Below are 19,303 nucleotides of genomic sequence, written 5' to 3'. Positions count from 1 at the left end.
GATATCTGTGTCGTTAGCTAGAGCGGGGTGGCGGGGTATTTTTGTCCGCCGGAAATGGGTGTCTGAGCGCAGCGAGTTCCATTTCCAAGGAAAAAATACCCCGCCACCCCGATCAATCCCCTCAACCCGCAGTCCCGCAAAAAACCTACTCCAAATCCGGCACAAAAAACACAAACACCAGGCCAAACGCCAACGCCACCACCCCGATTCCGAACGCGCTTACCAGCGTGCCACCGCCATCCAGCCACTGCTTGGTCAGCCAGGGACCGACCATCTGGGTGAAACCGTACAGCGCCACCATCGCCGCCGACAGTCGGGGCCCCTGGTGGGGGTGCAGGGCGCGGCCGATGCGCTGGGTCAGCAGCACGGTGCCGAGGAAGGTGCTGCCCACCAGGGCCGCACACAACACCAGGCCAATCTCGCTGGGCAATACCACCGCCGCCAGAACGCCGATCAACTGAATGACAAAATTCAGCTTGAGGGCCGGCAGATCACCCATGGTTGCGCCGAGCCGGTTCCAGATCCAGGGTGCGGGGATGGTGGCCAGGGCGACGATCAGCCAGGTGCCGTCCAGCAGCCAGTGCATCGGCGGCAGCTGAACCTTGGCCAGCAGGGGCAGGAAGGTCATCGGCAGGATGTAGCCGAGCCCGGCGCCGGCGTAGGACAGGAACAGCGGGATACTGGCACGATCCAGCAGGGGGCTGGTGGCGCCGTGGGAGCCATCGTCCGGGGCCTGGCGCAATGGCACATCCAGCTTGATCAGCCGTACCGCGCCCCACCAGGCCAGGGGAATCGAAATCAGCGCGGCGGGCCACCAGCGTTGGGCGCCATGCAGCCAATCGGCGCTTCCGGTCACCAGTGCGCTCGACAGCAACAGCCCGAGGCCGACGCCAATGTAGACCAGCCCGCTCATAGCGGCGCGCTGACGCAGAACCAACCATTCAAGAATCAGCGCCGGGGCCTGGACGAACACAATGCCGTTAGCCACACCGTTGAGCCAGCGGGTGCCGGAAATCACGGTGAGGTGATCCGTCTGGGTAAGGATCAGCGTGGTGGCCACGTGAACCGCCAGGGACACGGGCAATAAGGTGCGAATCTGGTCGATGCGATGCCAGCGGATCGCCAGCAGCGCGCCCATCAGATAGCCCAGATAGTTCCAGGTGGCGACGGCGGCGCCATCACCGGCGCTGAACTGTCCGTCGTCCACCAGATAGGGCAGCAGCGGCGTGTAGATAAAGCGGCCGAGGCCGTGAACGATCAACAGCAGTACCGCCCCGGCAGCCAGCACCGAAAACAGGTCGCGGTTGGACGTGGTACCGGTTAGCGACGTGGACATAGCAGACAACCCTGACATCAAACAGGCGCGCAGTGTAAGCCAATGGCGAGATGAAGTCAGTGGGACTTAAGGCGGGCCTGCGTTAACCGGCGCGGGAATGATTGGCCCGCGCCCATTCGTAGATCCGTTCGAACGCCTCGGCCAGGGCCTCGGGATCGTGGGGCGGCTGCAGCACCGCGATCATCTCGCCGTCGGGATTAAGCAGGGCAAAGTGTCCGCTGTGGTCCACCAGCAGCTGGCCGTCCACCTGGCGGTGAACAAACACCGCATTCATGGCTTTGGCGACTGCACGCAGGATCTCCAGATCACCGGTCAGGCCATGGAAATCGTCGCCGAAGAAGCTGACGTAATTCCGCAGCTGTTCCGGGGTATCGTGCTCGGGGTCGGCGCTGATCAGCAGGTACTCCGGCTGCGGCAGCTCCTCTGACAGCAGCTGCTCGGTCCGCCGCAGGTTGGCCATGGCGGCCGGGCAGATATCCGGGCAGTTGGTGTAACCGACAAATGCGAACGTCCAGCGCCCTTTGAGGTCCTCGCGAGTGACCGTTTCACCGTGTTCGTTCAACAGTTCGAACTCCGGTAACGGCCGCCCCTGGTCGTACACGTAGGTATTGAGTTCGGTCAGTTCGGGAGCCGGTGCCGGCTCCGTGTCGCCGACAAGGAACACCTGGCGCCCGACCACCAGACCGAACACCAGCATCACAACCAGCAGCAAGATGATCAGGGTCAGGCGGATCGAGCGGTTCATGCAATCTCTCTTTATCAGTGGTTTCAGAAGAAGACGAAATGGTCCACCAACAGCACCACGAACAGCGCCATCAGGTAGGTGATGGAATACTTGAACGTGGTGAGGGCGACCCGCCGGTCATCGCCTTTCAGCAAGCGAATGGCGTATTGCAGGAAACGCAGCCCCAACACCAGCGCACCAATCAGGTAGATGCCCCCGGACATGCCAGTGGCAAAGGGCAGTACGCTCACCGCCAGCAACATGAAGGTGTACAGCACAATGTGCAACTCGGTGTAGCGGTTGCCGTGGGTCACCGGCAGCATGGGAATCCCGGCCTTGGCGTATTCCTCTTTGCGATGAATGGCCAGTGCCCAGAAGTGGGGAGGTGTCCAGGCAAAAATGATCAGCACCAGCAGCAAGGCGTGGCCCTCGACCTGCCCGGTGACCGCGGTCCAGCCCAGCAGCGGCGGCATGGCTCCGGCGAGGCCGCCAATCACAATGTTCTGCGGCGTTGCGCGCTTGAGGAACAGGGTATAGACCCCCGCGTACCCCACCAGTGACGCCAGCGTGAGCCAGGCGGTCAGCGCGTTGACCTGCCAGACCAGGATACCCATGCCGGCGGCCGCCAGCAGGGTGGCGAACATCATGGCGTCCAACGGGCTGATCTTGCCGGTGGCGACCGGTCGTTTGCGGGTGCGGGCCATGACGGTATCAATTTTCTGGTCCACCACATGGTTGACCACGGCCGCCGCCCCGGCCAGCAGAGCAATACCCAGGTTGCCGTACACCAGTACCGCCCACCCGGGCACCCCCGGAGCTGCCAGCAGCATGCCGATCACCGACGTCAGGATCATCAGGGCGACAACCCGCGGCTTGGTCAGTTCCAGGAAATCCCGCCAGGAAATGGTGGAATCCGTATGACTGCCAGCACTCTGGGCCGGCAGTGTTTCCGCATGCTCGCTCATGCCGTCACCTCTCGGTTGATTGTTGTGTTCGGGCGATTTACCGCCTGGGTTTGCGGTTGTTCTCTAAGACGCCACAGCAGGTTAACCACCGCCAGCAGCAGACCGGCACCCATGGCGTTGTGGGCCACCGCCACAGAGAGTGGAATATGGAAGGCCACATTCGCAAGCCCCAGGGCAATCTGTGCCGCCAGCACCATCGCCACCAGCTGGATGTGACCACCCAGATGACTGCCCCGGAAGCGACGCCACATCAGCGCCAGCAGCACGCCAAGATAGCCCAGCACCAGAACGGCGCCCAGCCGGTGGGTCACATGAATGGCCACCCGGCCATCGGCGGTCAACTGGCCACCCAGGTAGTTAGGGCCCACGTGCTGGGCAATATCGAAGCCGTGGCGGAAATCCATGTCGGCAGGCCACCATTGGCCCTCGCACGTTGGCAGCTCGGGGCAGGCCACCGCGGCGTAGTTGGCGGCCGTCCAGGCGCCCAGGGCAATCTGCATGATCACCAGCGCCAGCCCGCCATACAGCCAGGGCCGGAAACCACGGGCAGGCGCCGCATCGGGCCGGGCGGGCGGTGACTGCCGGCCACGAAGGCGCAGGGTCAGTAGAGTGAGCAGGGTGATGGTGGTGAATCCGCCCAGCAGATGGAGCGCGACCACCTGTGGCCAGAGTTTCAGGGTGACCGTCCACATACCGAACGCGCCCTGCAGCACAATGAACCCGGCAATGAACAGTGGCAACTTCACCGGCAGCCCCTCGCGACGATGGCGAACCGCGTAGCCGGCCAGCCCGAACACCACCAGCCCCAGGGTGCCGGCGGCGTAACGGTGAATCATTTCCGGCCAGCCCTTTTCCACTTCCACCGGTGTATCCGGGAAGCGGGCGTTGGCAATGGCAATGCTTTCGGCACTCTGGGGAACCGACAGAAAGCCGTAGCAACCGGGCCAGTCGGGGCAGCCGAGGCCGGCATCCACCAGGCGCGTCCAGGCGCCCAGCATGATCACCACCGCCGCCAGCAAGGTGGCAAACAGAGACCAACGCGCCAGCTTGCGGGCACGATCCGATAACGAAGCCTGGGGCTGATTCAAGATCCGCTTCCTCCGAACATCCGGTTACCCGATCTGGGACAGTTTCATCAGGTGCTTGAGATCCTTGAGCATGTCCTTGCCGGAATGCTCCTTGCCGTAATGCATCATCACGTTGCCAAACGGATCGATCAGCAGGATCCGGGGTTCCTGCTCGGGCTGGACGCCCGGGGGCCATGCCGGGGCAGCGCCGCGCTCAACCTGCAGGCGATCCACTGAGCTGTACTCGCCCGCCCAGCGGTCTTCCAGAGCGGCCGGAACCGCACCGAGCCAGGCGGCGCGGGTCATCCGGTCGGCGTTCTTGCCGAGGGCGATGTTGACCTGACGGGACAGGTACAGCAGGTTATCGCAGGCGTCGTTGCAGTCACTGGCCACCACCAGCATCATCCACTCGGCGTCGGCGCGCTCGGGACCGAAACGATCGGCCAGCGCCTGGCCGTCAGACGTCTGCAGGTGCAGGCCGGCAACCGGCACCACAGGCTGCACCAGCTGGCCGTTGTTGGTATGACCGGCGGGATTCAGCCAGCCGGTGTAGAACATGATGGTGGCAAACACCATGGGGCCGAAGCCGATAACAAACAGCAGCAGCGCAGTGCGCCGGCCACGGCGGATCTGTTCGGGAGTGGGTCCTTCGGAGCGCTGCTCCGGCGCCCGCTTAGCCATTGTCGTTGTCATTATTGGCTCCTGTTTTTCGGTAACTCGCTACCACCGTCAATATAACCAGTGCGACCGCCAGTGAAAACCACTGAAATGCATATCCGTAATGGGTTTGCGGCCCCATGATGTCCGGTGCCCAGTCTGCCCGGTAGGCACCGGATTGTTCGGCGCCCGACAACTTCACCAGCAATGGCGTCAGATCCGCTGCCTCGCGCGCTGCCAGCGTGGCGGGCAGCGCCTGCACCCGTCTCGGCCAGCGCCCCTCCCCGACGGTCGGGTCGGCGAGAACCGGCGGTTCCGGAAACCCGGCGAGGCGGCCGGCAATCACCACCTTGCCGCTCGGCGTGGCCACCGGCGGTAGCTCATCGCGGGTGCGCGGTGCCCGCAACCAACCGCGATTCACCACCACCGGCTGCCCTTCCTCCGGATAGAACAGGGTCAGCACTTCGTAACCGGGAACGCCGTCGCGGGTGCGGTTGTCCAATAGCCAGGTTCGCTCACTGTAGTGCCCGGACAGAGTCACCGGCTGTCCGGGCGCGAGCCCGGCGGCCAACTGCTGAGGCCAGTCCAGGTGGCCGGCTTGCTGCTGCCATTGTTGCAGCTGCTGTTGCTTTTCGGCGGCACGATCAAGCTGCCAGAGACCGAGACTGACCAGCAGCGGCAGGAACAGACCGGCAAACAGCAACAATCGCCAGTCAAACCGCCAGCGGCGAGGTTTACGCGGCCCGGTACTGGGCATGCTCTGCTATAGTGGTTTGACAATAAACACAATCAGGTACGGGAAACCCCATGCTGAAAGCGGTCGTAATCCTACTCATGCTGGCAGTTATCTTCAGTCTGTTCAGCGGGCTGTTCTTTCTGATCAAGGACGGCGGCAAAACCAACCGGGTGGTGAACTCACTGACGGTGCGGGTCGCGCTGAGTGTGTTGCTGTTGCTGGTGATCCTGATCTCCCTGTGGCAAGGGGGCCTGGTACTGAACCCGACCCCCTGACGCCGGTTCAGATAACGTACACGAAAACGAACAGGCCCAGCCAGACGACGTCCACGAAATGCCAGTACCAGGCCGCCGCCTCGAAGCCGAAGTGCTTTTCCGCGCTGAAGTGTCCCTTGTGGATGCGAATCAGCATGATGGTCAACATCAGCGTACCCAGCAGTACATGGGCGCCATGAAAACCGGTCAGCATGAAGAAGGTGCTGCCGTAGATACCGGACTGCAGGGTCAGGTCCAGATCCTGGTAAGCGTGGATGTATTCGTACCCCTGGACAAACAGGAACACCACCGCCAGAGCAATGGTTGCTCCCAGCCACAGCTTGAGCTTGGCGCGGTGGTCGGCCTTGATGGCGTGGTGCGCCACGGTCACGGTAAAGGAGGAGGTCACCAGCAGGATGGTGTTGATCAGCGGCAGCCCCCAGGGACCGATCACCTCCTTCGGGCCGGGATAGGCACCGGGGTCCGGATTGTTGATCAGTGGCCAGGTGGCCTGGAAGCCTTCCCACAGCATGTTGCTGCTGCCCTTGTCGCCTTCGCCGCCCAGCCAGGGAACCACAAAGACCCGGGCGTAGAACAGCGCGCCGAAAAAGGCGGCGAAAAACATCACTTCCGAGAAAATGAACCAGCTCATGCCCCAGCGGAACGAGCGATCCATCTGCGGGCTGTAAAGTCCGGCACGGCTTTCCTTGATGACGTTGCCGAACCAGCCGAACAGCATGTAGGCCATGATCAGTGCGCCGATCCAGAACATGATCCAGGCGCCGGTGGTGGATTCGCCCTGCTTGCCGTTGACCATGATCGCGGCCACCCCGTACAGGGTGACCCCGAGGCCGACGGTGGCAACAATGGGCCACTTGCTCTGTTCGGGAACGTAATAGGTCTGGTTATCCGCCATGACAGTCTCCGATGGCTTATCCGTTATCGTTTGTTGTTTTCCTGACCCGGGAATTGCTGGAAACCGCCGGGCTGACGTCCTGATCGTACAGGGTGTACGACAGCGTCAACTTGGTGATGTGTTCCGGCAGGTCCTTATCCACAATGAAGATCAGCGGCATCTCGACGCTCTCACCAGGCTCCAGTGGCTGCTGGTTAAAGCAAAAGCATTCGGTTTTGTGAAAGTACAGGGTGCCCTCGGACGGCGACAGGCTGGGCACCGCCTGCGCCACCATAGCCCGATCAGTCGGGTTCTGGGCAAAATAGTTGATGGTCACCGGCTCACCCGGATGCACCTCAACGCTGCGGGTCACCGGGCGGAAGGTCCAGGGCATGTCCGGTCCGTTCTGGGCCAGGAACTGCACCTGAACCGTGCGGTTCTCATCCCGCTCAGCGGCGACGGTGGACTCGTACCGCCCGCCAGTCTTGCCGTTGATGCCGGTAATTTCACAAAACACGTCGTACAGCGGCACCATGGCAAACCCGAAGGCGAACATGCCCACCACGCCGCCAAGGCACCATCCCACCACCCGCGTGTTGCTGCGGGGTGGTTGTGATCTGTCCTGAGGTGCGTCGGTCATGGCCAGATGCTCCGTTTACTTGACTTCCGGTGGTGTCGAAAAGGTGTGGTAGGGCGCCGGTGAAGGCACGGTCCACTCCAGACCCTCGGCACCGTCCCAGGGCTTGGCCGACGCTTTTTCGCCACCCTTGACGCACTTCACCACAATCAGCAGGAACAGCAGCTGGGTCGCCCCGAACATGAAGGCGCCGACACTGGACACCATGTTGAAATCAGCGAACTGCAGGGCGTAATCCGGAATCCGGCGCGGCATGCCCGCCAGGCCAAGGAAGTGCATCGGGAAGAACGCCAGGTTCATGCCGATGAAGGACAGCCAGAAATGAGTCTTGGCCAGGGTCTCGTCGTACATGTGGCCGGTCCACTTCGGCAGCCAGAAATACGCCGAGGCAAAAATGCCGAAGATGGCGCCCGGTACCAGCACATAGTGGAAGTGGGCCACCACGAAGTAGGTGTCGTGGTACTGGAAGTCCGCCGGCGCAATGGCCAGCATCAGGCCGGAGAAGCCACCGATGGTGAACAGGATCACGAAGGCCACGGCGAACAGCATCGGTGTCTCGAAGCTCAGCGCCCCGCGGAACATGGTGGCTACCCAGTTGAACACCTTTACCCCGGTGGGCACGGCGATCAGCATGGTGGCGTACATGAAGAACAGCTGGCCGGCGATGGGAATGCCCACGGTGAACATGTGGTGCGCCCAGACCACGAACGACAGCAGGGCAATGGCACCCACGGCGTAGACCATGGAAGCGTAACCGAACAGCGGCTTGCGGGAGAACGCCGGAATGATGTGGGACACCGCGCCGAAGGCCGGCAGGATCATGATGTAGACCTCGGGGTGGCCGAAGAACCAGAACACGTGCTGGAACAGAACCGGGTCGCCGCCGCCGGAGGCGTCAAAGAAGCTGGTGCCGAAGTTGATGTCCATCAGCATCATGGTGACCACACCGGCCAACACCGGCATCACGGCAATCAGCAGGAACGCGGTGATCAGCCAGGTCCACACGAACAGAGGCATCTTCATCAGGGTCATGCCCGGCGCCCGCAGGTTGAGGATAGTGGCGATCACGTTGATGGCGCCCATGATCGAGGAGATCCCCATGATATGGACGGCAAAGATGAAGAAGGTGGTACTCGGCGGCCCGTAGGTCGTCGACAGCGGCGCGTAGAAGGTCCAGCCGAAGTTGGGGGCACCCCCTTCCATGAACAACGTGGAAACCAGGATCAGGAAGGCACAGGGCAGCAGCCAGAAGCTCCAGTTGTTCATCCGCGGCAGCGCCATGTCGGGCGCGCCGATCATCAGTGGCAGCATCCAGTTGGCCAGGCCGACGAAGGCCGGCATGACCGCGCCGAACACCATGATCAGCCCGTGCATGGTGGTCATCTGGTTGAAAAATTCCGGCTCGACGATCTGCAGGCCGGGCTGGAACAGCTCGGCGCGAATGACCATGGCCATGGTGCCGCCGAGAAGGAACATGGCAAAACTGAAGATCAGGTACATCGACCCGATGTCTTTGTGGTTGGTCGTCAGCAACCACCGGCTGAAGCCTTTGGCCGGGCCGTGGTGATGATGATCCTGGGCGTGGGTATCTGCAACCGCACTCATGAAAAACCCCCGTTACCGCCGTGTTGTACTGGCTGGTGATGTCATTTGAGGAATCATTCCTGATTCTTGTACTCGAATACTTCTTTCGGCGTGATCATTTCGCCGGTGTCATTCCCCCAGGCATTTCGCTCGTAGGTGATGACCGCCGCCAGATCCACTTCGTTCAGCTGTTCGCCGAAGGCCTGCATGGCGGTACCGGAGACGCCGTTCACCACCACATCCAGGTGGGCTTCCATGTCCTCGAGAACAATCTGGCTGCCCTTGAGCGCCGGGAAGGCCGGGGGTGCGCCGCTACCGTCGGCCTGGTGACAGGCCGCACAGGCACTGGCGTAGGCTTTCTCGCCGCGGACCATTAACTCTTCCAGGGTCCAGTCCTTCTCGGTCAGTTCACGCTCCCGCTCGGCCGCCTCGCGCTGCTCGGCCACCCACTGGTCGTATTCCTCCTGGGGCACGGCCTTGACCACCACCGGCATGAAACCGTGATCCTTGCCGCACAGCTCGGTGCATTGGCCACGGTAAATGCCCGGTTCATCGACCCGGGTCCAGGTCTCGTTGATAAAGCCGGGAATGGCGTCTTTCTTGACGCCGAAGGCCGGCACCCACCAGGAGTGGATGACGTCATTGGCGGTCAGCAGCAGGCGCACTTTGGCGCCCACCGGCACCACCATCGGGTTGTCCACGTCGAGCAGGTAGTTCTCGCTCTTGGCAGTACGGTTGTAGATCTCGTCACGACTGGTGGACATGTTGGAGAAGTACCCGAAGTCCTCTTCGATGTAGTCGTACTTCCAGCGCCACTGATAGCCGGTGACCTTGATGTCGACGTCCGATTCGGTGGTGTCGTACATGTCCACCAGGGTGGCGGTCGCCGGAATGGCCATGACCACCAGAATGACGAACGGAATGATGGTCCAGAGGATTTCCACCAGCGTGTTTTCGTGGAAATTCGCCGGCTTGGCGCCCTGGGACTTTCGGTGAGCGAATATTGACCAGAACATGACTCCGAACACCACGACACCAATGGCGACGCAGATCCAGAGAATGGTCATATGAAGGCTGAAAATTTCATTACTGGTGCCGGTGACCCCGGGAGCCATGTTCAACGTCCAGTCCGCCATGGACCAGGCGGGGAACAACAAGCCGCCCAAAAGGGCACCTGCCCGCTTAGCGTGCACGCGCATACTGTGTCTCCACAGAGTGTTATTCTTGTCGGATTTTGGCGTCTAATCCCTCTGTGCCGACGGCGCTCGCACACGCTATCAGTCCAGAGTGGAAGTCTGCTTATGGATAACTCAGAGTTGAGTATAGACACAGATCAAAGAATTGCTAAGAAACCAGTAAACCCAAAAGTAATAAGCAGGGAAAGGTAATAATCAAACCGAATAACGTATTCTCACTTTCCGCCACCGACCGACGCCTCTGGGCGCTGGCCTGGCCACTGATGCTCACCAACCTGACGGTACCGCTGCTGGGTCTGGTGGATACCGCCGTGCTTGGCCACCTGGAAAGCCCGGAGTACCTGGGCGCGGTCGCCGTGGGGGCCAATCTTTTCAGCATCCTGTACTGGACGTTCGGCTTTATGCGGATGGGCACCACCGGGCTGGCGGCCCAGGCCTGGGGCAAACGCGATCACTTCGCCCAGGTGGCCCTGCTGGTGCGGTCCCTCGCACTGGCCGTGGCCATCGGCCTGTTGCTGATTCTGTTTCACCGGCCGCTCATTCACCTCGGCCTGACACTGATGAACCCCAGCGAACGGGTCACCGAGCTGGCCGCCGGCTACGCCGCCATCCGCATCTGGAGCGCCCCGGCGGTGCTGTGTCAGTACACCCTGGTGGGCTGGCTGATCGGCACCCAGTTCGCCCGCGCGCCGATGATCATGCTGATCGTCGCGAACAGCCTGAACATTGTGCTCGATGTGCTGTTCGTGACCGTTCTGGGATGGAACAGCCAGGGCGTGGCCATTGCCACGGTGATTGCGGAGTACTCGGCCGCCGCCATCGGTCTACGCCTGGTGCTGTTGCGCATGCCGGCGGGGCAGGCATTCAGCCGAGCCCTGGTGGGGCAACTGGCGGACTACCTTCGTATCCTGCAGGTCAACCGCTACATCATGGTGCGCACCGTTGCGCTGCTGCTGGTGCTGGCATTTTTCACCGCACAGGGCGCGCGGCAGGGCGATACCATTCTCGCCGCCAACGCCGTGCTCATCACCTTCCTGCTGGTCATTTCGAACGGCCTGGACGGCTTTGCCAATGCCGCCGAGGCGCTGATCGGCGAGGCGGTCGGCAAGGGCAGTCGCCGGCGGTTTCGCCTGGTGTTCCGGACCGCGTTGCGCTGGTCCCTGTACGGCTCGCTGATCTTCACTGTGGCATTCGTGCTTGGCGGTCGCTACCTGATCAGCCTGCTGACCGGTATTGAGGAGGTCCGTACCGCCGCCTGGCAGTACCTGCCCTGGCTCTGGGCCCTGCCGCTTGCTGCGGTGTGGGGATTTCTGCTCGACGGCGTGTTTATTGGCGCCACCCGCACCCGCGACATGCAGAACACCATGCTGTTCTCGGCCCTGGCGGTATTCCTGCCGGTCTGGTGGCTGACCACCGGCTGGGGCAACCACGGGCTGTGGTTCTCGCTGATCTGCCTGATGCTGGCGCGGGCACTCACCATGGGCTGGCTGTTTCTCTCCCACAGCCGCCACGGGCGCTGGTTTACCCCACAGTAAGCAGGCTGCGGAATCTCGACTACAATAATGCTAAATGGCAGGCTTGTTGCGGTAGCCAGCCCCTGCTTACCTGCCCACAGCGACCCTTTAGTGAACAATGGGAGGCGCCTTGCGACCTCAATTCGTTCAGACACCGGCATCCCCAGAAATGACACCACAGGCAGTCCTAGACATTATTGATCAGGCACGACGGCAGGAAGCCCGCTCCGGCACGTTTCTTCGTCAGCTGAGGGACAAAGCCGCGTCGTTGCCGGGCACCATCACCATCGACGGCTACCAGCCGGCCACCTGCCTGTTCCAGTTTGCGGTGGAATACATCGAGATGGCGCCGCGTCTGATCGAATGCGTCGACGCCTGTGCCCGCGAAGCGGACAAGGCCGAACTGTTCGCGCCCTTCATCGACGCCGCCACTCGCTACTTCACCCAACCGTCGATGCTGCTGGTTCACTACGACGGGCTCGACGGCCTGCTGATCCGGGCCTACCAATGCCATCGCCTGATGGAAGAAATGTATGAGAACAACCGTTGGACCCGGGCCAGCGAGCTGGTGGATATAGAGGCTACTCGTGCTAATCTTTTAGTGCATCAGCTCATCGGCGAGCCTTTCGCCAATGAGCTGGACGATTCGATCACCGTTACGGTGTTGCAGATTGCAGGCACGCCGGACTATTTCGAGCTGAATCTTGACCCTTTTGTCGAGCAGGTGAACAACGCCGCCTGGGACTGGATGCGACATTACTGGGAAAATCTGTTAGTGAGGAACCACATACGATTTTCCCTCGGTTCCGGTCTGGCCTGACAGCCTTAGAGGATAGATGCGAGTACCAGAGATTGCAGTACTAGCGGGCCTGTTGATGTCTGCCATGGCCGTGACAGCTAACGCGTACGAACTGTCTGTAACCGTTACCCTGGATGGGAACACCGAGCCCGTGGCTAATGCCGTGGTTTCCGTGAACAGCGCCCGTCCGGGCACCCCGGTTTCTGCCGAAATCTATCAGAAGGATCGCGCTTTCCATCCCGACGTGCTAGTGGTTCCCGTTGGCTCCAGCGTGGATTTTCCAAATCGCGACAATACCCAGCACCACGTGTACTCTTTTTCGCCGGCAAAAACCTTCAACATTGAACTGTACGCTGACCGGCCGGCTGCTCCAATTGTGTTCGACAAACCAGGCATCGTTGAACTGGGCTGCAACATTCACGATCACATGCAGGGCTTTGTGGTGGTCACCGATTCCGCCTCAGTCGGTCAGACAGATGCCTCTGGCCAGGTCACTCTGTCTATCGCAGCTCCGGATACCGTAAGCAGCCAGGGCAAGGTGACAATTGAGATCTGGCACCCACGACTGCCAGACAACACACGCCCCGTCACCCGCGAAATCGAACGCGGCAGCGCGCCGGCAATCGTAGCCCTCAATCTTGAGCCCGAGCCTGCCGCAGAAGGCTCGCTGGACCGGCTCCAGCAACGCTTTCGGGAGCTTTGATGGGTTTAGCGTCCCGTCTTGGATTCCGTGGCCGACTCATTGCCGCCATGATCTCGCTGGTGGCCCTCGTCAGTCTGGTGATCGTCGCCCTGCTAATGGTTTATCTGTTCGAGGACGAAGAAAACCGGGCACTGGAACAGCTGGCTATCGGAGAGCGGCTAACCCACGAGGTCATTGACCGCCGCACCGATCTGGAGCTATCCCGGCTCAGCGTCGTGGTGCAGGATTTCGGCTTCCGGTCGGCCATTGCCAGCCGCGACCCGGCAACCATCGACAGCGCCCTGGAAAATCACGGCGGCAGGGTTGGTGCCGACTTTGCGCTCTTGCTGGACAGTCAGGGGGAGCCCCTGGCCTCGACCCTGCAAAGCGCCTTTCCTGCAATTACGCAGGAACAGCTGACACACACTCGCCACAACGGATTCACCCGCTCGTTGCGAGCCATAGACGGCAGGGGCTACGAGATTCTCATTATCCCGATAGCGGCGCCCGGACTGCGGGCCTGGTTGGTTACCGGTTTTGCCATGGACCAATCCTTGGCGGAGGTCATCGCTCGACTCAGTGGCACCTCGGTGGTCTTCCGGGCGCGATCGAGCCAAAGTGATAGCCTGAGCAGTTTTGCCGCCACCACCAGCATCGACGACAAGCTGGAACAGGAGCTTGCAGGCGCCTCCGATAGCGCCAATTTCATCGAAAGCGCTGGCTATTTCACCCGAATTATCAACCTTGGCGAATCAGTCCCGGCCGCCGTTCAGGCCGTGCTGCTAATCAGTCGTGACGCCACACTTCAGAACTACTACCGACGGGCCGTGGAGATTGCGTTGCTGGTAACCGCCATCCTGATTTTCGCCATTTTGCTGGCACTGGTCATCGCCCGCAACCTGGGGCGCCCGGTGTTGCAACTGGCCAGCTATGCCCGCGCCATCGGTGAGGGCAATACCCCCCAGGCACCGGCGATCCGGGCCGGCGGCGAGCTGACACAGCTTCGGAACGCGCTGCGGGATATGCTGTCGGGCTTGCGGGAACGGGAATCCCAGATCCGCTATGCGGCTACCCACGATGACGTCACCGGGCTGAAAAACCGGAACGCCCTGATGCAGGAGGCCGTCGAGCTGTTTGACAACCAAGGCCGGGCCACATTGGTGGGGATCCGGCTGAATGACTTTTCCGACATCAACGATACCCTGGGGCTGGAATTTGGCGATAAGGTTCTGATCGGCATTGCCAAGCGCGTGCAAGAGGAACTCCCGGATGCCCGCATTCTCGCCCGCACCGGCGGCGGCGAATTCCTGGCCCTGATCCCGCCGTTGCCGCCGGAGAAGGGAAGCCACAGAGTCGGGAACCTGCACGACCTCATCGAATCCCCGTTACAGTTGGACCAGACCCCGTTCTCCCTGCGCGCCACCGTCGTCACCATGGAGCTACCGGAGGACGCCGCCGACACCGACGCCCTGCGACGCCGACTCAATCTCACGTTCGAACAGGCGGAGGCACTCCATCAACCGGTTACCCGTTACCAGCGAGGCCAGGATGAGAGCCACCTCAGAGAGCTGAAACTGATCACCGACCTGCACGAGGCCATCCTGAATAACGGGCTTCACATGCATTACCAGCCGAAATTGGACGGCCAGACCGGCGCACTGGTGCAGGTCGAAGCACTGGTGCGCTGGACTCATCCGCAACTAGGCTTCGTTTCCCCAGACGAGTTCATATTCCTAGCTGAACAGTCGGGACAGATCCACGACCTGACCGCTCATATACTGCAACAGGTCGCCAACGATGCGCGGCGCTGGCATGAGCAGGGCATCGATGCGGGCGTCGCCATCAACCTGTCCGCCATGGACCTGACCTGGCCCGCACTGACCCGGCACATCACTGAGACCTTTCGTGATTGGCACCATGATCTGGAGCGAATCACGCTGGAGGTCACCGAAAGTGCCCTGATGGAGGACCCGGAAGGTGCCATGGCCACTCTGAACCGGCTGCGAGAGCTGGGCGTGACCCTGTCGGTGGATGACTTCGGAACAGGCTATTCCTCGTTGTCCCAGCTGCGCAAGCTCCCGGTGCAGGAGCTGAAAATCGATAAGTCGTTCGTGCTGAAGCTGGATTGTGAGCCTCAGGACCAGCTGATTGTGCGGTCCACCATTGATATGGCACACGGTCTCGGGCTCAAAGTCGTAGCGGAGGGTATCGAGAATCTTGCGACCTGGCAGCTGCTGCGCCACTGGGGCTGCAACCTGGGCCAGGGCTTTTACCTAAGCCGCCCGGTTGCCCCTGACGATCTGCCGGAGACTGCTCGCTCCCTCGCCACCCGAATAGGGGAACTGACCCAACCCAATCCGGAGTATTCAGAATGACAACCAGACATTTGGTCACACTCACCATGGCGCTGCTGGTGGCACCGTCCGCAATGGCCGACATCGGCAGCCGGATCTGGGCTACCGGGGGCGTCACCACCATAGAAGGCAGTGCCGGTGGGGGGTTGGTGCCCTGGGCTCTGTTGGGCAGTTACGCCAGCGACGAGGAGTGGGGCGGCACCCTGGCACTTGGTCGGGCCGAAGTGGACGACTACACCCTCTCGGTCACCGGCGTTGGACTGAACTGGAATAACCGCCTGGAAATCACCGTGGCGCGGCAGACCCTGGATCTGGACAGCCTTGTATTTACCCTCAAAGACGGTTTCGGCCTCCAGGAAGACGAACTGAACCAGGATATTTTCGGCGCCAAGGTCCGGCTCGCCGGTGATGTGTTATACAGTCCGTGGGGCCAGTGGTCTGCCGGCGTTCAGTACAAGCGGCAGCGGGATTTCACCGTACCCCGGGCGATCGGTGCCCGCGACGACAGTGGAACTGATGTGTACTTCAGTGGCAGCAAGCTTTTCTTCGCCGCGGCGATGGAGCGCAATCTGTTGGTGAGCCTGACCGCCCGGGCTTCCCGGGCCAACCAGGGCGGGCTGCTCGGCTTTGGCGGTGACCGTAACAACAGCCACGAACTGATGATGGAGGGCAGCGTCGGGCTTTTCCTCAACCGCCAGTGGCTGGTAGGCGCGGAATACCGGCAAAAGCCGGACAACCTGGGCTTTGCCTCCGAGGATGACTGGTGGGATCTGTTCGTGGCCTGGGTGCCGGACCGTCGCCTGGCTGTCACAGGGGCCCTGGTCAATCTGGGTGACGTTGCCACCCTGGAAGACCAGCAAGGCCTGTATCTGTCGCTGCAGGGGAGTTTCTGATCATGACTAACCTGAACCTAAAACCCTTGTTCGTCGCCCTGTTGTCAGGAATGGCACTGGTTCTCGGTGGCTGCCAGAGCCTCAACCACAAACCCGATGATTCACTGTATCAGCAACTCGGTGAACGTGCGGGCATCGCCAACGTCGTTGAGGATCTGCTCTACCTGATTGTGGATGACGAACGCATCAACCGGCAGTTCAAGGGCATGGATGTCGCCCAGTTTCACCACAACCTGACAGACCAGCTGTGCGAGCTCAGTGGCGGGCCCTGCACCTACACTGGACGAGAGATGCGCGAGCTTCACTCCCACATGACCATCACCAATACACAGTTCAATGCCCTGGCTGAGAATCTGATTCTGGCCATGGAGCAGAACGATATTCCCACCGGCGCGCAAAACCGGCTGATCAAACAGCTGCTGCCGCTGTATCCTGACATTCGCAACCTATAGAACGGAGACCTTTACCTTGCTCGACAACGCTGATCTCGGAAAACTGATCATCCGCCTGACCCTTGGCGGGCTCATGCTGTTTCATGGTGTCGCCAAACTGTTTAACGGCACCGGCTTTATCGAAAGCCAACTGGTCAGCCACGGCATACCCGCCTTCTTCGCCTATGGCGTGTTCATTGGTGAGCTGCTGGCACCACTGATGGTTATTCTGGGATACCAGACCCGCATCGGCGCCCTGCTGATTGTCTTCAACATGCTGGTGGCGATTGCGCTGGTGCACGGGCACGAACTGATGGCGCTGGGCAACAGTGGCGGCTGGGCGTTGGAGCTGCAGGGCTTTTTCCTGTTCACTGCGATTGCCCTGATTTTCCTCGGGCCGGGTCGCTATAAGCTGAAAAACTGAGCCACCGCCGAACCTGGTTGCGACCGCCGCCCTTGGCGGCGTACAGCGCCTGATCCGCACGCTGGATCAGTTCGGCAGGCTCGCCTCCCTCACTCGGGATCATGGAAGCGACGCCGACGCTGACCGTCAGATGGACCGGCGCACCGCCGTCACCGGGGTAGACCGGGGTTCGTGCGATTACCATGCGCAGGCGCTCCGCCACCCGGTGGGCGCCCTCCTCTTCGGTGGCCGGCAGCAACACGCTGAACTCCTCGCCGCCATAGCGCGCCAGCAGATCGCCGGAGCGCTGAATTTCCCCGGCACACAGCTCCGCTATGCTGATCAGACAGTCGTCTCCCACCAGGTGACCCAGTTCGTCATTGACCTGCTTGAAGTGGTCGACGTCGAGCAGCAGCAGCGACAACGGCAAGCTGCGCCGGCGTGCCCGCTGCCATTCGGTGTGCAGTTTCTCATCGAAACGGCGGCGATTGGCCACCTTGGTCAGGCCGTCGGTGAGGGAGATTGCCTTCAACTGCTCGTTGGCCCGCTCCAGTTCCTCGGTGCGGGCCTGCACCCGCGCCTCCAGCGTCTGATTGGCCTGGAGCTGCACCTGCAACGCATGCTCCTGGGCCTGCAGCCGGCCGCGGCGCTCAAGATTGATGCGATAAGCCAGGGCGAAGGAGAGCAGAATCACCTCCAGCGCCACCCCCACCTGCGGGGCCAGCTCGGTCAGGAAACTCCGAGGAATGTAGCCCAGCTTGCTCACCGCCAGCACCAGATGCCCCAGCAACAGCGGTGTCCACGCCAGCACGTAGAAGCCGGCCAGCACCTGCCCCCGCCACCACGCCACCAGCCCGGTCACCCAGGCCAGGGGGGTGATGATGGCGCCGAAGATACCGACAATCACAATCCCGGTCTGATACGATCCGAACAAACCGTAGAGGAAGGTCAGTCCCGCCAGCGCGATGACCAACTGGAATATCCGGTAGATGAAGGGGGTATAGCGCCGCAGAGCCAGAAAGCTCATGGCAAACAGCGCGGCAAAGATGATGTTGAGAGCAATCACCGGCGTGGTGAAATAGCGGTTGAGCACCGGCAGGTCGGGCCACAACCACTGGAACAGCATGCCGTTCAGGTTCAGTTGCACCAGCGCCGCGGTGATCACCGTCAGCACATACCAGAGGTAGGTAGGGTGGCGGACAATCAGGTACACAAACAGGTTGTAGAGCGCCATCGCCAGCATGATGCCGACAAACACCGTTTGCCAGCCGTAGGAGACCTGCTCCTGGGCGAGAAACTCCGCCGACTGCACGATGCGCACCGGAATCTGCACCGAACCCTGGGTCTGTATGCGCACGTAGGCCGTCACCGGCTCGGTGTTGGACGGCACCAGAAACACAAAGTTGCGATGGGGAATGGGGCGGGTATCGAAGGCCCACCGGTCGCCGGTACTGTGAGACTGTATCAGCGCCCCCCGGCGCTCCCAGAACACCTCGACGTGATCGAGCAGGGGGTAACTGATCTCCAGCAGGCGATTCACCGGCTCCGGCGGCACCTGCACCCGGAGCCAGAAGCTGCCATCACTGAAGCCCAGGTTCAGCACCTCCTGTGAATCAAAGCCCTGCCAGCGCTCGGCAGGCAACGACCGCACCTCGCCAGCAGACAGCGACGATTCGGCGTCCTCCAGCCATGCAAATCCAGCGGCCGCAGCTTTCAGGCTGCTCCCGCCAGACAACGCCAGTAACAGCAACAGGCACTGGCAGCAACGCGACGCATGGTGATTCATAGTTGGAGATCCGGCACCCGCTGTTATTTGAGTAAGTCGAAAGATGGGGCCCCGCGGCCCTTATGCATCCCTGCCAGAATGGTGTTAAGTTTAGACGCTTGCGGCCAGAACTTCTGCTGCCGGTAACATTAACCCCACAAAACGCCGGAGACTGCGGATGGGTGACAAGAAGCCAGAGTTGCGCCCAGGGCGATATCGCCACTACAAGGGCAAGGACTATCAGGTCATCGACATCGCCCGCCACAGCGAAACCGAGGAAAAACTCGTGGTCTACCGATGCCTGTACGGCGACCACAGCCTGTGGGTACGTCCGCTTTCCATGTTCCAGGAAACCGTGGATGTGGCCGGCGAACAGATCCCCCGCTTTGCCTGGGTCAGCGAGGACTGATC

20 protein-coding genes are annotated in these 19,303 nt (G+C 61.4%); 9 read left to right on the top strand and 11 right to left on the bottom strand.

What is annotated here, in order from left to right; translation table 11 throughout:
- Positions 1–145: 145 nt before the first annotated feature.
- The 6 genes from DYI22_RS06020 to DYI22_RS05995 all read right to left on the bottom strand — a co-directional run bounded on the left by DYI22_RS06020 (position 146) and on the right by DYI22_RS05995 (position 5,506).
- A complete protein-coding gene (locus DYI22_RS06020; RefSeq protein ID WP_213477139.1) occupies positions 146–1,336 on the bottom strand; it encodes a YbfB/YjiJ family MFS transporter in 1,191 nt (396 codons plus the stop codon).
- An 82-nt stretch (positions 1,337–1,418) separates the two neighbouring features.
- Positions 1,419–2,081 carry an SCO family protein gene (locus tag DYI22_RS06015; RefSeq protein ID WP_213477138.1) on the bottom strand — a complete coding sequence of 221 codons (663 nt, stop codon included), beginning with the start codon at positions 2,079–2,081 and terminating at the stop codon, positions 1,419–1,421.
- A 23-nt stretch (positions 2,082–2,104) separates the two neighbouring features.
- On the bottom strand, positions 2,105–3,025 hold the full coding sequence (cyoE, locus tag DYI22_RS06010; RefSeq protein WP_213477137.1) for a heme o synthase: 921 nt from the start codon (positions 3,023–3,025) through the stop codon (positions 2,105–2,107).
- The gene (locus DYI22_RS06005; protein WP_213477308.1) at positions 3,022–4,023 is read right to left on the bottom strand and encodes a COX15/CtaA family protein; all 1,002 of its coding nucleotides are present in this window, start codon (positions 4,021–4,023) and stop codon (positions 3,022–3,024) included. Before DYI22_RS06005 ends, cyoE begins: the two co-directional genes overlap by 4 nt.
- A 114-nt stretch (positions 4,024–4,137) precedes the next feature.
- Complete coding sequence (locus DYI22_RS06000; protein ID WP_228300834.1) at positions 4,138–4,785, bottom strand: hypothetical protein; 648 nt, start codon at positions 4,783–4,785, stop codon at positions 4,138–4,140.
- Positions 4,766–5,506 (bottom strand): SURF1 family protein, encoded by a 741-nt coding sequence (locus tag DYI22_RS05995; RefSeq protein WP_213477136.1) that lies wholly within the window; start codon positions 5,504–5,506, stop codon positions 4,766–4,768. Before DYI22_RS05995 ends, DYI22_RS06000 begins: the two co-directional genes overlap by 20 nt.
- A gap of 50 nt (positions 5,507–5,556) precedes the next feature.
- On the opposite strand from DYI22_RS05995, the gene DYI22_RS05990 reads away from it, so the two are divergent.
- Entirely contained in the window at positions 5,557–5,760 is a 204-nt protein-coding gene (locus DYI22_RS05990; protein WP_213477135.1) for a twin transmembrane helix small protein, read from the top strand.
- Between the two features lie 7 nt (positions 5,761–5,767).
- On the opposite strand, the gene DYI22_RS05985 is transcribed toward DYI22_RS05990, so the two are convergent.
- From DYI22_RS05985 to coxB, 4 genes are read right to left on the bottom strand one after another with little or no spacing between them, the layout of a single operon-like run.
- The gene (locus tag DYI22_RS05985) at positions 5,768–6,655 is read right to left on the bottom strand and encodes a cytochrome c oxidase subunit 3 (protein WP_213477134.1); all 888 of its coding nucleotides are present in this window, start codon (positions 6,653–6,655) and stop codon (positions 5,768–5,770) included.
- A 16-nt stretch (positions 6,656–6,671) separates the two neighbouring features.
- Positions 6,672–7,274: a cytochrome c oxidase assembly protein gene (locus DYI22_RS05980; RefSeq protein WP_213477133.1), complete on the bottom strand. Its 603-nt coding sequence runs from the start codon at positions 7,272–7,274 to the stop codon at positions 6,672–6,674.
- A gap of 15 nt (positions 7,275–7,289) precedes the next feature.
- Positions 7,290–8,876 (bottom strand): cytochrome c oxidase subunit I, encoded by a 1,587-nt coding sequence (gene ctaD, locus DYI22_RS05975; RefSeq protein ID WP_213477132.1) that lies wholly within the window; start codon positions 8,874–8,876, stop codon positions 7,290–7,292.
- Between the two features lie 53 nt (positions 8,877–8,929).
- Entirely contained in the window at positions 8,930–10,054 is a 1,125-nt protein-coding gene (coxB, locus tag DYI22_RS05970; RefSeq protein WP_213477131.1) for a cytochrome c oxidase subunit II, read from the bottom strand.
- Positions 10,055–10,314: 260 nt separating this feature from the next.
- Between coxB and DYI22_RS05965 the strand changes: the two genes are divergently transcribed.
- The 7 genes from DYI22_RS05965 to DYI22_RS05935 all read left to right on the top strand — a co-directional run bounded on the left by DYI22_RS05965 (position 10,315) and on the right by DYI22_RS05935 (position 17,148).
- A complete protein-coding gene (locus tag DYI22_RS05965) occupies positions 10,315–11,586 on the top strand; it encodes an MATE family efflux transporter (protein ID WP_213477130.1) in 1,272 nt (423 codons plus the stop codon).
- A gap of 148 nt (positions 11,587–11,734) precedes the next feature.
- Positions 11,735–12,385 carry a hypothetical protein gene (locus DYI22_RS05960; protein ID WP_213477129.1) on the top strand — a complete coding sequence of 217 codons (651 nt, stop codon included), beginning with the start codon at positions 11,735–11,737 and terminating at the stop codon, positions 12,383–12,385.
- Positions 12,386–12,449: 64 nt separating this feature from the next.
- Positions 12,450–13,067 (top strand): methylamine utilization protein, encoded by a 618-nt coding sequence (locus DYI22_RS05955; protein ID WP_228300833.1) that lies wholly within the window; start codon positions 12,450–12,452, stop codon positions 13,065–13,067.
- Complete coding sequence (locus DYI22_RS05950) at positions 13,067–15,421, top strand: putative bifunctional diguanylate cyclase/phosphodiesterase (RefSeq protein WP_213477127.1); 2,355 nt, start codon at positions 13,067–13,069, stop codon at positions 15,419–15,421. Before DYI22_RS05955 ends, DYI22_RS05950 begins: the two co-directional genes overlap by 1 nt.
- A complete protein-coding gene (locus tag DYI22_RS05945) occupies positions 15,418–16,293 on the top strand; it encodes a DUF3034 family protein (RefSeq protein WP_213477126.1) in 876 nt (291 codons plus the stop codon). Before DYI22_RS05950 ends, DYI22_RS05945 begins: the two co-directional genes overlap by 4 nt.
- A 2-nt stretch (positions 16,294–16,295) precedes the next feature.
- Entirely contained in the window at positions 16,296–16,745 is a 450-nt protein-coding gene (locus DYI22_RS05940; protein WP_213477125.1) for a group I truncated hemoglobin, read from the top strand.
- A 16-nt stretch (positions 16,746–16,761) separates the two neighbouring features.
- On the top strand, positions 16,762–17,148 hold the full coding sequence (locus DYI22_RS05935) for a DoxX family protein (RefSeq protein ID WP_213477124.1): 387 nt from the start codon (positions 16,762–16,764) through the stop codon (positions 17,146–17,148).
- Here DYI22_RS05935 and DYI22_RS05930 read toward each other — a convergent pair.
- Positions 17,093–18,913 (bottom strand): diguanylate cyclase domain-containing protein, encoded by a 1,821-nt coding sequence (locus DYI22_RS05930; protein ID WP_213477123.1) that lies wholly within the window; start codon positions 18,911–18,913, stop codon positions 17,093–17,095. The two genes, DYI22_RS05935 and DYI22_RS05930, sit on opposite strands and share 56 nt — an antisense overlap.
- 157 nt (positions 18,914–19,070) lie before the next feature.
- Here DYI22_RS05930 and DYI22_RS05925 point away from each other — a divergent pair, with 157 nt between their 5' ends.
- On the top strand, positions 19,071–19,301 hold the full coding sequence (locus DYI22_RS05925) for a DUF1653 domain-containing protein (protein ID WP_213477122.1): 231 nt from the start codon (positions 19,071–19,073) through the stop codon (positions 19,299–19,301).
- The last annotated feature ends 2 nt before the right edge of the window (positions 19,302–19,303 follow it).

The sequence above is a fragment of the Marinobacter lipolyticus genome, from assembly GCF_018424605.1.
GTDB lineage: Bacteria > Pseudomonadota > Gammaproteobacteria > Pseudomonadales > Oleiphilaceae > Marinobacter > Marinobacter lipolyticus_B.
Note: the sequence above shows the minus strand (reverse complement) of the source record. Positions and strands in the feature narration are given on the sequence as shown.

Coding starts and splice junctions, on each gene's coding strand:
- DYI22_RS06020 (WP_213477139.1), bottom strand. CDS start 1,336: ATGTCCACGTCGCTAACCGGTACCACGTCCAACCGCGACCTGTTTTCG.
- DYI22_RS06015 (WP_213477138.1), bottom strand. CDS start 2,081: ATGAACCGCTCGATCCGCCTGACCCTGATCATCTTGCTGCTGGTTGTG.
- cyoE (WP_213477137.1), bottom strand. CDS start 3,025: ATGAGCGAGCATGCGGAAACACTGCCGGCCCAGAGTGCTGGCAGTCAT.
- DYI22_RS06005 (WP_213477308.1), bottom strand. CDS start 4,023: ATGCTGGGCGCCTGGACGCGCCTGGTGGATGCCGGCCTCGGCTGCCCC.
- DYI22_RS06000 (WP_228300834.1), bottom strand. CDS start 4,785: ATGACAACGACAATGGCTAAGCGGGCGCCGGAGCAGCGCTCCGAAGGA.
- DYI22_RS05995 (WP_213477136.1), bottom strand. CDS start 5,506: ATGCCCAGTACCGGGCCGCGTAAACCTCGCCGCTGGCGGTTTGACTGG.
- DYI22_RS05990 (WP_213477135.1), top strand. CDS start 5,557: ATGCTGAAAGCGGTCGTAATCCTACTCATGCTGGCAGTTATCTTCAGT.
- DYI22_RS05985 (WP_213477134.1), bottom strand. CDS start 6,655: ATGGCGGATAACCAGACCTATTACGTTCCCGAACAGAGCAAGTGGCCC.
- DYI22_RS05980 (WP_213477133.1), bottom strand. CDS start 7,274: ATGACCGACGCACCTCAGGACAGATCACAACCACCCCGCAGCAACACG.
- ctaD (WP_213477132.1), bottom strand. CDS start 8,876: ATGAGTGCGGTTGCAGATACCCACGCCCAGGATCATCATCACCACGGC.
- coxB (WP_213477131.1), bottom strand. CDS start 10,054: ATGCGCGTGCACGCTAAGCGGGCAGGTGCCCTTTTGGGCGGCTTGTTG.
- DYI22_RS05965 (WP_213477130.1), top strand. CDS start 10,315: ATGCTCACCAACCTGACGGTACCGCTGCTGGGTCTGGTGGATACCGCC.
- DYI22_RS05960 (WP_213477129.1), top strand. CDS start 11,735: ATGACACCACAGGCAGTCCTAGACATTATTGATCAGGCACGACGGCAG.
- DYI22_RS05955 (WP_228300833.1), top strand. CDS start 12,450: ATGGCCGTGACAGCTAACGCGTACGAACTGTCTGTAACCGTTACCCTG.
- DYI22_RS05950 (WP_213477127.1), top strand. CDS start 13,067: ATGGGTTTAGCGTCCCGTCTTGGATTCCGTGGCCGACTCATTGCCGCC.
- DYI22_RS05945 (WP_213477126.1), top strand. CDS start 15,418: ATGACAACCAGACATTTGGTCACACTCACCATGGCGCTGCTGGTGGCA.
- DYI22_RS05940 (WP_213477125.1), top strand. CDS start 16,296: ATGACTAACCTGAACCTAAAACCCTTGTTCGTCGCCCTGTTGTCAGGA.
- DYI22_RS05930 (WP_213477123.1), bottom strand. CDS start 18,913: ATGAATCACCATGCGTCGCGTTGCTGCCAGTGCCTGTTGCTGTTACTG.
- DYI22_RS05925 (WP_213477122.1), top strand. CDS start 19,071: ATGGGTGACAAGAAGCCAGAGTTGCGCCCAGGGCGATATCGCCACTAC.